Below are 13,803 nucleotides of genomic sequence, written 5' to 3'. Positions count from 1 at the left end.
TTCTGTCCTTTTATTTCGCTATTTTGCTAATGAAGGCAAAAATGTTATAATTTCTGGAAAAACGATTAATAGAACTGTAAAAGCCACCATAATACAAATTGCTGGAATAACGCCTCTAAATATTTGCTCAATCGGTACATCTCTAACAATACCGCTAATAATATAAACACTCAAGCCTAATGGTGGCGTTAATACACCAATGTTAATCATAATAACCATAATGATACCAAACCACAAGCCGTCAAACCCTAAAGAAGTAATTATTGGATATACAATTGGCAATGTTAACGTCATAATGGCGATTCCTTCTAAAAACATTCCCAAAAACATATACACAATTAAAATTAACGCTAATATTAAGTATTTTGATACATCAATGGAAACGACAGCATTCGTTAAATGGGCCGGAATACGGCTTAATGCTAAAAAGCTGCCAAATAAATTTGCGCCGATAAAAATAAGAAAAATCATTACTGTCAATCGCAGCGTCTCGTCAAGAGAATCAATTAAATTTTTAAAACTTAACCTGCGCATGATAATTGTTACAAAAAATGCAAGGATCGCTCCGATGCCACCCGCTTCACTAGGTGTAAACACGCCTAAATAAATGCCACCAATACTAATTAAAAAGATTAGCAAAAACGGCCAAATTGCCTTCAATGAAATCATTTTCTCTTTTAATGTCACAGGTTCTGCTTGTATTGGTGCTATTGAAGGATTTAAGCGCACTTGAAAATGAACTAAAAGGATAAATAATAATGTTAATAAAAGCCCAGGAACAAAGCCACCGATTAATAATGAACCAATTGGCACATTTGTCAGTGCCCCATAAATAATCAATATAACACTTGGCGGAATTAACGAGCCTAATGTTCCTCCAGCCGCAACCGCAGCGGTTGAAAAAGTTGTTTTATAATTATACTTGTTCATCTCCGGAATACTCACGCGTGCTATTGTTGCTGTTGTTGCGTTGGAAGATCCGGAAATAGAAGCAAAAATGGAGGAAGCTCCGATTGTCGCAATCGCAAGGCCACCACGGAATCGCCCAAACCATGCATTGACTGCACTAAACAATTCTTTTCCTAAACCGGAATACGATAAAAACATTCCCATTAAAATAAATAGCGGAATTACACTAAGGTTGTAATCATTGGCTGTTCCAAAAGCTGCCATTGACAATTGCGCAAGTCCTACATCACCTCTTGTGATTAACGAAACGCCTAAAAAACCAACCAAAAACAAAGCTAAGCCAACAGGTACACGCAGAAAAATTAGCACAAGCAATATAATAAGCCCTAATACTCCAATTAATTCTGGACTCATTTGCTATTCACCGCCTTAAGAAATGCTTGAAGACTATCTAATAGTAAAGTCAATGCAAATGCAATAACACCAATAATTGAGAAACCTGTAATCAAATATAAAGGTATACCTAGGTCACCGCTCGTTTCCCCGCTGGCCCATATCCGCACTGTAAAGTTATACAACTGCCAAGCCATTAGAGCGAGTAATACAAATAAAACAAAGGAGAAAATATTTCGTAACGCTTGTTGCGTTGGTTCAGAAAATTTTTTTGTAAAAAAGTCAATTTCTATATGGTTTTTGTAAATTTGTCCTGTACCCATGCTAAAGAAAACCATGATGGCAAGAAGCAACGCTGTTAATTCATATGTTCCGGTAATCGGTTTATTGAAAAAATAGCGTCCAGCTACATCTGCTGCGGTTAAAAACATTAATACCATCAAAAAGACACTTGAAATTTTGTGGAGAATAATGTTAAGCCAAACAGTACATCTCTCTAGCCCTTGAACAAATGTTTCAAGAGGCGACTGCACTTGAATCTCCTGATTTTCAGTTTGAAGTTGTGGCTCATTCATTGCTTTCTTCCCCCTTCTCTTTTTTTATTTCTTCCATAAGCCTGCGAGCTTCACTATAAATTTTTCGCCCATCAATTCCTTTTGCATCCATTTGGCGAATCCAATTTTCGATTACACCTTTTGATGCTGCTTTAAATTTTTCTATTTCTTGTTCAGGAAGATAAATAAATTCAACACCAGCAGCTTTTGCTTCTTCCTCAGCACGTTTTTTTTGCTCATCATATACATGTCCGGCATACTGAGCCATTGGAAGACCCAATAAATTTTCTTCCAGCAATTCTTGCTCTTCTGGAGTCAGTTTTTCCCAGCTTTTTTTATTCATCGATACGTAAAACATATTTGTATTGAAATAACCGACAGTTACATAATCAACAATATCTGTTAAGTTAAAGTCTTTGATAGCCGCAATCGGCAACACGCCACCGTCAATAACTCCTTTTTGAATTGCATCATAAATATCAGGCGCTGGCAAAGACACAGGCGTTGCCCCCCAAGATAAAAGCATGCGGCTTCCTTCTTCTGATGGTGTCCTCAAACGCAAGCCTTTTACATCCTCAAATTTACGAACCGCTTTGCCTTTCGTTATAATTGCGTAAGGATCTGCAGCATGAATCCATAAAAGTTTAACATCATCATATTCACCTTGAATCTCTGGGAATGTATCATGCAACTTTTGCGCAATAATGCTTAATTCTTCACCAGTTCCTTCCGCCATAAACGGTAAGTTCATGACTGCTGTAACTGGATATTTTCCAGCGTTATACCCATGAATTCCGCGTCCGACATCCATTAATCCTGTTATTATATTGTCAAGGGTTTCGTTTGGTCCACCTAAAACACCGCCCAAATACATTCTGAATTTGACCCGGCCATTTGTCAGCTTTTCAACTTCTTCCATAAAATAAGGAAATGTTTCTTTATTTTGAACGTGAACAGGACCATCCATGCTGCCAAAGTTAAAAATCACTTCTTCGCTTTTTTCATCCGCTCCTGTAGAAATAGCTACCGCTAATAGACCAATGACTAGAATAATCGTAGTTATAGGGATCGTCCATATGAATCGATTTTTCGCCATAATTCCTCTCCTTCTATACTAAAAATTTCAAAATTATTAATTTTCAGTTAATTACCGGAATAAAGGAACCTGCCACATGAGCAAGCTTGGCAGGTTTTTGATATTTGTAATCAAAAAAGAAATATAATATAATAAAATAATAGGGTGGGCATAGTAAATAAGTTTTCCAGAAAATCAAAGATCAATATTAATTGTTGTTTTTAAATGCGAATAATCTTTATCAGCAAATGTAATAACCGCATTCCAGCTTCCTGAAGATTGACCATCGCCTAGATAGCTTGGAACAGCATCGTCATCAATCATTGCTAACAGCATAGCTAAATGGCGTCCGCCAGATTCAACTTTTGCCCAAGGTCCATATTCAGGAAGCATCTTGTAACAACTTTCATAATCTCGTTTTAAAACTAATTTAACAAACTCTTTATCCAATGCATGCTCAGAAGTGGTTGGCATATGGTGTCTGCCCCGCACCAAGCTATGTGATAAGGCACCGCTTGCTATGAAAACATATCGCTTATCGCTTTCTTTTAATACTTTCTTAATGGCTTTTCCCCATTTATATGTTTCTTCTAAACTTGCAGTAAGAACAACAGGCATATTTACAACAGGGATTTTGGCGCTTGGTGCTAAATATCGCAACGGTACAAGTGTTCCATAATCCCAAACAAAGTCTGAATCTTCAATCGCAATTACGTCTATCCCCGCTTTTTCACCTTCTTCCACTAATTTTCCGCCCAGCTCCGAATCACCTGGAAAATGATACGGAACAGCGCGAATCATATGAGGTATTTCGTGTGCTGAAAGATTACCCTTATGAACAGGTGTACAATTGACATAATGGAAAAATGTTGTTTGCCAGTGACAAGAAACTATAACAATCCCATCCGGATTCATTCGTTCAATTTCTTCCCCTACATTTTTCATTGCTTGAACCATATCTTTTTGGTAATCAGGCGTTTCTTCTTCATAAATAATGCTCGGAACATGTGGTGCGAGAACACATAATTCAATTGACATCAATATTCCCTCCTAAAATTTTTAAATTTAAAACGCTTTCAAACTTCTCAATGAATTAAAATCTTTCCTCTCAGTCTGCTAATTTACTTTCTTTTGAAAAATAAATTTCAAAACATCAACAAGAGAAGTCACATACCTAGTACCATTTAGATTACTGGAATTTAATGTTTTGCAAGCTCACCATATAATGGCTTTGAACAAATAGTCTTTTCACTCATTCTCTTAATGCTACCACCGCAAAATTCATCGCTTTGCCCCTTGCTTTTTCTGCATTAACATTCCCTTAATAGATCGCTGAATTGTTAAGGCTAAAACTTTTTCAAAAAACAGAACAAACGATTCAATTTTTTGTTTTTTGAAATTTCTAACTATACCTAACACCTCCTTTTTAAATTTTCTGTATTTTCTTTTTTTTTATTAAAATATCAGCATTTTACCGGAATCTCAAACTATTGTTGCTCTATATGTAACAACATAAAATTTTTTTAAACTTTTTTAGTTTTATAGCTTTATATTTTTTTATTTGCCACAATGATTTGTAAATTGGTTTTAAAAAAAACATTTTGATCAACAATTTTTCAATGAACGATTCTTTTTACTATATACTCACGGAAAACTATTAATATTTTGGTTGATGAATACAAAAATATTTTTCAACAAAAATCGTTTCATTTACAGCAACAACTTTCTTTCTTTTTTGAAAATTTTCTATAAAATGAAAATAAAAAATTTTATCAGGAGGATATTTCATGTACGACTTTCACACACATTTTATCCCATCAGACGTTCTCGCATGGCTAAAAGAAAACAAATCTGCTGTTAATGCCGAATGGGAAAAGAAAGTACCCGATAAGCATGAATTTTTAACGGTCAATAGAAAATGGAGCTTCGAATTAAAACCTGCCTTTTATGATTTAGAACTTTATAAAACTGAATGCTATAGAGCTGGTGTGACACACTCAGTTTTATCCCCGATACCGCAGTTATTTATGTACGAATTCAGCGATGAGCTTACAACAGAAGTGGCACGAATATACAATGGAGCGTTAACTAATATTGTGAAGCAGGAACCAAAATGCTTCTCTGCATTAGCTACAGTGCCATTACCCAATCCGGAAAAAGCAGCAACAGTTTTAAATGAAGCGATAAACCTGGGGTTAAAAGGAGCAATCATCGGACCTGACTTAGGAGAAAAATTATTATCAGACAAATATTTCACACCTTTTTTTGAGGAAGCAAATCGGCTGGAAGCAATTTTATTTATTCATCCGTTATTAAATACAGATCCGCGCATCAAGTCGAAAAAAATGCCAAACTTAATCGGTGTTCCTTGGGAGACGACTGTTACTGCAACTAATTTGATTTTAAGTGGATTTATAGATAAATATCCGAAAATAAAAATTGTTTTTTCCCACGGTGGCGGTTACCTCCCATATCAAATTGGTAGACTTGATAAAGGGTATGAAATGTGGAAAGATGTTGCCCCCAACTTACAAGCAAAACCATCGGAATATTTGAAACGATTTTGGTATGACACTGTTTTATGGAATGAAAACAGTCTGGAATTGCTCGTAAAAACTGTAGGCGCCGACCGCATCCTTCCTGGTTCGGACTACCCATTTGATTTATCTGTTTGGCCACCGGCAATAATAAAAGGACAAACTTATAAACTAACTGGAGAAATTTTGTAGGATGTTGATTTAACGGCATTCCGGAATTGAAATTATAATAAGTGTTTTAAAAATTAAATAAATTCCATTAGAATAAGGAGCCATCCGAAAATTACCGAAAAAAACAGCGAATTGAGGAAATTATGAGTTCTCAAATCGCTGTTTTTATTGCTCAAAATTAGTATGGCAGATCCTTCCTATTTCAGGAGATTGTTGACTATTGCTTGAATCCCGAATCCTGCATGAAACTTTGCAAGACCACATCACAAAAATCGATTAAACGATAATAATAATTCTCAAAGAGAATTAAAGGTATTAACTAATAGGTATCGTATCTATGAATTCTTGAGAGAATGGAGTAATTGAGAGATATAAAATAGTTTTATAAGGGAGGTTAATGAGTTACTTGTACTTGTAACTACTTTTATAAAAGTGTGGACTGTTAAAAAGTATGAAAAAATCTCCCACCTCGAAAAAGTAAGTGGGAGTAGTTTATTAATAACTTTTCGAATTATTGATTTGAAGATTACATGAATGAAAAAATTCCCTTATTCATTGCTTCTTTGATTGAATTATTCAACAACGGTAAATGTAACCTCTCCTAAACTATCAAATTTACCAGTTACGTTATCACCTCGTTGAAGCGTGACTGCTTCAGTAATACCGCCAGATAAAATTATATCTCCTTTCTTTATTTTTTTTCCTTTTTTTGCAAGCATATTTGCTAACATCGCTATAGAATTAGCAGGATGTCCAAGGACGGCTGCTCCGGCTCCAAGCCCTTTAATTTCACCATTGATCGTAATAATTGCACCCACTAAATCTAACTCTATCCAATCAGGCTTTTTTAATGTTGTGCCAAATACAACTCTAGAAGTAGAGGCATTATCAGCAACGACATCCGGCAATGTAAAATTGAATTTTTCATAGCGGCTATCAATTATTTCTAGGGCAGGTATGACGTATTCAGTCGCTGCCAGTACTTGTACACCAGTAATACCTGGCCCTTCTACATCCTCTCCCATTATAAAAGCAATTTCTGCTTCAACTTTCGGATGGATCAATTCGCTTAGTTTCAATTGTCCACCATTATTTATGAGCATATAATCAAAAACATATCCATAAATCGGTGTTTCAACACCCATTTGTTTCATTTTTGCATAGCTTGTTAGCCCCATTTTAGGACCAATAATTTTCTTCCCCTCACTTAATTTTCGTCTAACAATTTCTTCTTGAACTAAATAAGCTTCTTCTAATGTCAAATCTTGTTTGATGGAAGATGTTACTTTGACAACTTCCCTTTTCTCGTACTCTCCATTTAAAAGATAGCATGCAATTTTGTTAATTTGATCGCTCGAAATCAAATGGCTACCTCCTTATCCGATTGTAACATCCTTTTTCTTTGCCAGTTCTGCCGCTACATCAACAATCATATCTTCTTGGCCGCCAACAATATGCCGTTTTCCCAATTCAAGCAAAATATCACGAGAATCAATATTAAACATTTCGGCAGCCTTCCTTGCATGCAATAGAAAACTTGAATAAACACCGGCATAGCCAAGAACGAGGCTATCTCTCGTTATTTCTTGGGGCTTTTGTAAAATTGGTGCAACAAGTTCTTCAGCAATATCCATCATTTTATACACATCGATTCCCGTTTGTATTCCTAATTTATCTAATACCGCTACAAGTACTTCAGTTTGCGTGTTGCCTGCACCTGCACCTAAACATCTAATACTGCCATCAACTCTTGTTGCACCTTCTTCAATAGCAGCAAGTGTATTAGCCATCGCCAGTGATAAATTATTATGGCCATGGAAACCAATATTGATTGATAAGGTGTTCTTTAAAGCTCGAATCTTTTCTTTCACTTCATGGGGCAAAAGAGCGCCTGCAGAATCGACAACATATACAGTATCTGCACCGTAACTTTCCATTAATTTTGCTTGTTCAACGAGTTTTGCTGTTGGAGCCATATGGGACATCATAAGAAAACCGACTGTTTCCATTCCAAGTTCTTTTGCAAGTGAAATATATGCTGGAGAAATATCTGCTTCTGTGACATGAGTAGCAATACGAGCCATTTTTACACCTAATTGCGCCGCTTGTTTTAAATCTTTTTCCAAGCCGATGCCAGGCAAAAGAAGTACTGCGATTTTAGCATTTTTTGCATTGGCTACCGCTGCTTCAATAAGTTCAAATTCATTTGTTAAAGATAAACCGTACTGCAATGTTGAACCTCCAAGACCATCTCCATGTGCTACTTCAATAAAAGGCACATTTGCTTCATCAAGTGCTTTTACAATAGTTGCTACTTGTTCAACTGTAAATTGATGTCTAATAGCATGACTCCCGTCGCGTAAAGCAACTTCAGTTATGCAAACATTTTCCATTAATGAAATCCTCCTTTCTTTATACTGCTGAATTTGCAATGATCTTCGCTGCCCATTGTTCAGCAACTTGAACACTAGCAGCAGTTATGATGTCTAAATTTCCTGCATACTTTGGCAAATAATCGCCAGCACCTTCAACTTCAATTAGAATCGTCACTTGATTTCCATCAAATATCGGTTCTGTTCGAATACGATACCCAGGGACATATGCTTGTACTTTTTTCTCTGCATCGTAGATTGCTTTTACAATCGCTTCTTTGTCAATAGTTTCACCTTCGAAAAGTGCATGGATCGTATCTCTCATGATAATCGGTGGTTCAGCAGGATTTATGATTAATACAGTTTTGCCTTTTTTCGCACCACCAATTGTTTCTAAAGCTTTATTAGTTGTTTCTATAAATTCATTGATATTCGCTCTTGTGGCAGGTCCAGCACTTCTTGAGGAAACGGTTGCGATCACTTCTGCATAAGAAATCGGCTGCACACAGTTCATTGCATGAACAATTGGTGTTGTTGCCTGTCCGCCGCAAGTAACCATATTGACATTATCTTCATTTTCATGCTCTTCAAGATTTACCGTCGGTACAACGAATGGACCTACTGCAGCTGGAGTTAAATCAATAACCCGCTTTCCAGCTTCTTTTAACAATTTCGCATGACGTATATGAGCTTTAGCACCAGTTGCATCAAATACTATATCAGCGAGTTCAAGATGTTGAAGAAAGTCATCAATCCCTTTCTCAAACGTAATATAACCATATTCCTTTGCCCTCTTTAAACCATCAGAATTCGGATCAATACCTATGACAGTTGTCAACTGCAAATTTTTTGCCCTTCTAAGCTTCATCATTAAATCTGAACCTATATTCCCCGAACCTAAAACAGCAACTTTTACTTTGCTCATTATAGATGATCTCCTTTATAAATTTATTTCTCAAAATTAACGTGTACTTGGCCAATATGGGCAAATTTTGCCGTAAATGAATCGCCCGGTTCAGCAACGACCATTGCTGATAGGGCCCCTGATAAGATCACTTCCCCGGCTCGAAGCGGAATATCAAATTGGGATAATTTATTTGCGAGCCATGCTACACAAGTAGCTGGGTGGCCAAGGGCAGCAGCTCCAACTCCTGTGTTAATGATTCGACCATTTTTTGATAGCACCATGCCTATTTGTTCTACATTAACATCTTCAACTTTTGTAGGTTTGCCTCCTAAAACATAAAGGCCGCTAGATGCATTATCTGCAATCGTATCAGGCAATTTTATCTTCCAATCTTTTATTCTACTTCCAACAATCTCCAAAGCTGGAACAATATATTTCGTTGCTTGAAGAACATCTAACATTGTAATGTTTGATCCATATAAATCTTTTTTTAAAATAAAGGCAATTTCACCTTCCACCCGCGGTTGAAGAACTTGATTTACCGAAACGGTTCCACCATTCTCTACGACCATTGAATCTAACAAATGCCCATAATCCGGCTCGTTAACACCGAGTAATTTTTGCATTGCTAAAGAAGTTAAGCCTATTTTTTTTCCAACAATTTTGCGTCCTTCTTTTAATTTTCTTTCAATATTTTGCAATTGAATTTGATAGGCTTCTTCCGGTGTTAAATCGGGATTAGAGTCTGTTAATGGATCAATAGCAATTCCAGAAACTTCTGCTTCCCATAAAGCATCAGCTAATCGCATCGTTTGAATAGCCAAAATGCTCCACTCCAATCTATATCGTTAATATTTAATTGTTACATTTGAAAATTCAGAATAGAAATCGATGCTGTGCATGCCACCTGTTCGACCAATACCGCTATGCTTCATTCCACCAAATGGTGTCCGCAAATCGCGTAAAAACCAAGTGTTCACCCAAATTACACCTGCTTCCAAACTTCGAGTAATGCGCATAGCCCTTTTTAAATCACTCGTCCAAACTGTAGCTGCCAGCCCATAATGGGTATCGTTTGCTTCGCAAATGACTTCCTCTTCAGTGTCAAAAGGTGCCACCGTTACAACAGGACCGAAAATTTCTTCACGGACACAGCGGGAATTTTTATCCAACCCGGTAATAATTGTTGGCTCGAGGAAATAGCCTTTTTCCAAGCCTTCCGGACGCTTTCCACCAACATGAATTTTTGCCCCATCAGCCTTTGCGATTTCAATATAACTAAAAACACGTTCATAATGTTCTTTACTAATTAAGGCACCTGTAGTCGTTTCAGGATTTAACGGATCGCCCACTTTCAATTCTTTCGTTTTTGCGATAAATTTTTCCATAAACAGATCAAATATTGGCCGCTCCACATATATTCTTGAACCGCATAGGCAAACTTCCCCTTGATTGACAAAGCTGGAGCGAATCGTCGTATCAATACAATCATCAATGTTAGCATCAGCAAAAATAATATTAGGATTTTTGCCCCCCAATTCAAAAGATAACTTCTTCAAATTTTGTGCAGCTGACCGCATAATTGCTGCACCCGTGCTAGGTTCTCCGATAAAAGATATGGCGTCAACATCAGGATGTTCAGAAATAGCAGCACCCGCTGAATTAGTTCCAAAACCATGGACAAGATTTGCAACACCATCTGGCAGTCCGGCTTCCTTCATAATTTCCATTAATACAGTTGCGGTTATTGGCGTCCATTCTGCCGGTTTAATGACACAAGTATTTCCCATTGCTAACGCTGGCGCAAGCTTCCATGTTAATAATAAAAGCGGCAAATTCCATGGTTTTATAATTCCGATAACCCCAACTGGACGACGTAATGTATAATGCAAAGCAATATCATTTTGTTCATTGGCATCGGTATTTACACCAATTATATAATCAGCATAAAAATGAAAGTTATAGGCTGCTCGAGGAATATCAACTGTCTTTGCTAACGAAAATGGTTTACCGGTATCCAAAGATTCTAAATATGCGAGCTCTTCTTTCCTTTCTAGAATCAAATCTCCGATTCGGCGCAATAGTTTTGAGCGCTCTTCTACCGTTGTATATTTCCAAGGTCCTTTCAACGCTCTTCTTGCTGCTTGAACTGCCAAATCAACTTCTTCTTTTCCACCTTCAGCAACTGAGCCAAGCACTTCTTCTGTCGCAGGGTTAATATTGTTAAAAGTTTTTCCATTGAATGAGGGCAAGTATTTTCCATTGATAAAATGCAAACAATTAATCGGCTTCACAGGCGAACGAAGCGTTACTTCTTTAAGCATTTCGAAATCCCCCTTTATTATTGATTTTTTTGATAATTCACACTATTATAATAACTACTACCCGTTGCACAAACAACGTTGCTGTTTCTTTATATGCAACAACGATAATATTTTTATATTATTCTTAATTTTTTATTTTTTGATAATGTTTTCTATGAGATACTTAAGTTGATGTATATGAAACTAAGGAAAGGAGTAAAAAAATGAAGGAAAAGAAAGCAGATAACGACCATTTTTTATCATCAGTAAAAAATGCTCTTTTAATTTTACGAAGCTTTACGATGGAGGAGCCGGAGAAAAAAATTAGTGAAATCGCCTCAACTCTAGGTTTAAATAAAAGTACCGTCAGTCGAACGATGGCGACCCTTGCAAGTGAAGGTTTCGTTTATAAAGATCCTGAAACAAAAAAGTACCGGCTTGGAATGACAATCCTTTCGTTAAGCGGCATTATTCAAAATAATATGGATATTTTTAGAGAATCACAACCGGTTCTGAACAAACTTGTCCGAGATATAGATGAAACAGCACATATTGCTATTCTTGATAATACCGATGTCATTTACATTTTAAAAATTGATTGCAACCATTATGTAAGAGCATTGACGCACGTGGGTAGAAAAAACCCTGTACATTGTACGAGCTCAGGAAAAGTACTGCTTGCTTATTCTGACGAAAGTACTATTCAAAATGTAATTGACTCAGGTTTAAAAATGTACACAAATAAAACTATTATTGAGCCTGCTCATTTTAAGGAACATTTAAAAAAAATAAAAAAGGATGGCTTTGCCTATAGCCTAGGAGAATTTAATGAAGGCGTCAATTCAGTGGCAGCACCAATATTTGATTATACTGGGAAAGTGATCGCAGCATTAACTGTTGTAGGGCCAATGCAGCGAATAACTGAAGAGAAAATTCGTCCATTAGCTAAAAAAGTCATCGAATCTAGCATGGAAATATCGGAACGAATGGGTTATTGGCGATGAAAAATAGAGCAGCGTTTAGTAATAAGAAAAGTAAAAAACATTATGGTATGATTTGCGAAGGGAGGTGTTCTAGCCTGTCTTGTCAATGATAACTTTAGCGCATTTATTTTTTTCTTGTCTCATGAATGTCTTTTATTGCTATTTTTAATTGTCAATGAATGGAATGGTTTTCAATTAAAAAGCATATTTACCTATATCATTCCCTACTTTTATAGCTTTTAAGATAAAAACCCCTTAAAAAGGCTGTATATCAACCTTTTCAAAGGGACACTAATTTTTCTATATATAAATATTTAATCAAAACTATTTACAATAGTATTTACTTAAGCTAAAATTTCCCATAACAAATTTAGTAATATAAATTATAATTTCGAAAAAGCAACCTATATGTATATATACATACAACAAAATTTTTTCAGGCTAGAAACGTATCAACATATCCAGCCTATTTCTTTTAATTGATCTGTCAAAGTCGAAATAATATTATCCTAAATTATTATTTTGTATAGTTTCAACACTTCTCATCCTCAGCAGCACTGCCTCCGCTCACATCAATTACGTCAAAAATTTTTCCATCTAAATTGATTGGAAATACTCCTCCTAAAATACTAAGCTGGAAGTATAGACTATACCATTTGATAAATCACGGTCATCTTAATTTATCGGTTACCTGTCTGATGTTAGTTTTCCAAATACAATCGATATAAACGCTTTATTTTGTGAAACCTCAATAATTAGGCTTGAATGAAAAAGCAACTAAATTCCCTCAATCATCACAATTGCAATCTTAACAACAATACCCAACTGTGTTTCCTTTTTCTTAGCTGCTTCAATCATTTTTTGTAATTCATATTGGAATTGAATATTTTTCGATTAACGTCAAAAAATTGCTACTCACTTAATTTGCTTGTAACCGTCGCTTTTTTACCGATTCCCCAGCAATTCCCCAATGTTCCGGAGGTATTTCATTAATAAGCACCCGAACAGATTCAATTGGTGCATCTAAAGTTTTACATACGGTATCCGTTACTTCCTTAATTAATTGTTCAATTTTTTCTGGAGGGCGTCCCTCGATGATGTGAATTTGAATTAGTGGCATTTAACTTTCCACATCCTTTAGCTTAAAATTAATAACTTTTTTATTTATACTAAATCTTTTCAAAATAGCTAACAATCCAATTGTTGCGATATATGAAATATAGGTAGGTTTTTTTATGTAGAATTATCAAATTTCCATAAGGCAACGTTATTGCAATAAAAAACTGTATAAAAATTCGTATTATCATACTTATGTCGTTTACTCATTTGAAACTTTTAAGTACATAAATAAAATATTGTAAAAAAATCATGAGGAAAAATGCGAAGTGCACATTTCTTTAAAAAGTAACAAAAGGAATAAAAGGGATATCATTTTTTCCATCTGCATATCCAAAGGAGCTCATTCTTACTTTGTGAAAATGAGAAGACTATAATTATTATTCTATCGATCAATTAACATGATGAACCTTACCTACTCAATTATTTTTTATCTAAAGAAAAAAAGAGGTTGTCCAAGAAAAAATTTTTCATCAGACACCT

The 13,803-nt window shown here is 35.7% G+C and carries 12 protein-coding genes; 2 read left to right on the top strand and 10 right to left on the bottom strand.

The features are described from left to right. Positions 1-18: 18 nt before the first annotated feature. From HR057_RS02260 to HR057_RS02245, 4 genes are all read right to left on the bottom strand, one after another. On the bottom strand, positions 19-1,323 hold the full coding sequence (locus HR057_RS02260) for a TRAP transporter large permease (RefSeq protein WP_173729784.1): 1,305 nt from the start codon (positions 1,321-1,323) through the stop codon (positions 19-21). After that, positions 1,320-1,877 (bottom strand): TRAP transporter small permease, encoded by a 558-nt coding sequence (locus HR057_RS02255; protein ID WP_173729783.1) that lies wholly within the window; start codon positions 1,875-1,877, stop codon positions 1,320-1,322. Before HR057_RS02255 ends, HR057_RS02260 begins: the two co-directional genes overlap by 4 nt. After that, on the bottom strand, positions 1,870-2,952 hold the full coding sequence (locus HR057_RS02250; protein ID WP_173729782.1) for a TRAP transporter substrate-binding protein: 1,083 nt from the start codon (positions 2,950-2,952) through the stop codon (positions 1,870-1,872). Before HR057_RS02250 ends, HR057_RS02255 begins: the two co-directional genes overlap by 8 nt. Positions 2,953-3,126: 174 nt before the next feature. Continuing rightward, on the bottom strand, positions 3,127-3,969 hold the full coding sequence (locus HR057_RS02245) for a DODA-type extradiol aromatic ring-opening family dioxygenase (RefSeq protein ID WP_173729781.1): 843 nt from the start codon (positions 3,967-3,969) through the stop codon (positions 3,127-3,129). A gap of 749 nt (positions 3,970-4,718) precedes the next feature. On the opposite strand from HR057_RS02245, the gene HR057_RS02240 reads away from it, so the two are divergent. Next, a complete protein-coding gene (locus HR057_RS02240; protein WP_173729780.1) occupies positions 4,719-5,660 on the top strand; it encodes an amidohydrolase family protein in 942 nt (313 codons plus the stop codon). A gap of 551 nt (positions 5,661-6,211) precedes the next feature. Here HR057_RS02240 and HR057_RS02235 read toward each other — a convergent pair. The 5 genes from HR057_RS02235 to HR057_RS02215 are packed head-to-tail and all read right to left on the bottom strand — an operon-like array spanning position 6,212 to position 11,242. Then, a complete protein-coding gene (locus HR057_RS02235; protein WP_173729986.1) occupies positions 6,212-7,000 on the bottom strand; it encodes a 2-keto-4-pentenoate hydratase in 789 nt (262 codons plus the stop codon). 15 nt (positions 7,001-7,015) lie between these two features. Continuing rightward, positions 7,016-8,032 carry a 4-hydroxy-2-oxovalerate aldolase gene (gene dmpG / locus HR057_RS02230; protein WP_173729779.1) on the bottom strand — a complete coding sequence of 339 codons (1,017 nt, stop codon included), beginning with the start codon at positions 8,030-8,032 and terminating at the stop codon, positions 7,016-7,018. Between the two features lie 19 nt (positions 8,033-8,051). Then, positions 8,052-8,936: an acetaldehyde dehydrogenase (acetylating) gene (locus tag HR057_RS02225; protein ID WP_173729778.1), complete on the bottom strand. Its 885-nt coding sequence runs from the start codon at positions 8,934-8,936 to the stop codon at positions 8,052-8,054. A 23-nt stretch (positions 8,937-8,959) separates the two neighbouring features. Then, complete coding sequence (locus HR057_RS02220) at positions 8,960-9,727, bottom strand: 2-keto-4-pentenoate hydratase (RefSeq protein WP_173729985.1); 768 nt, start codon at positions 9,725-9,727, stop codon at positions 8,960-8,962. A 39-nt stretch (positions 9,728-9,766) separates the two neighbouring features. Continuing rightward, complete coding sequence (locus tag HR057_RS02215; RefSeq protein ID WP_173729777.1) at positions 9,767-11,242, bottom strand: aldehyde dehydrogenase; 1,476 nt, start codon at positions 11,240-11,242, stop codon at positions 9,767-9,769. A gap of 203 nt (positions 11,243-11,445) precedes the next feature. Between HR057_RS02215 and HR057_RS02210 the strand changes: the two genes are divergently transcribed. After that, complete coding sequence (locus HR057_RS02210; RefSeq protein WP_173729776.1) at positions 11,446-12,225, top strand: IclR family transcriptional regulator; 780 nt, start codon at positions 11,446-11,448, stop codon at positions 12,223-12,225. Between the two features lie 898 nt (positions 12,226-13,123). On the opposite strand, the gene HR057_RS02200 is transcribed toward HR057_RS02210, so the two are convergent. Beyond that, a complete protein-coding gene (locus HR057_RS02200; protein WP_173729775.1) occupies positions 13,124-13,324 on the bottom strand; it encodes a 4-oxalocrotonate tautomerase in 201 nt (66 codons plus the stop codon). Positions 13,325-13,803: the final 479 nt, after the last annotated feature.

This window comes from Calidifontibacillus erzurumensis, assembly GCF_013303125.1.
GTDB classification, from domain to species: Bacteria; Bacillota; Bacilli; order Bacillales; family Bacillaceae_J; genus Calidifontibacillus; species Calidifontibacillus erzurumensis.
The sequence above is the reverse complement of the archived record's forward strand: the minus strand, read 5'-3'. Positions and strand labels throughout refer to the sequence as shown.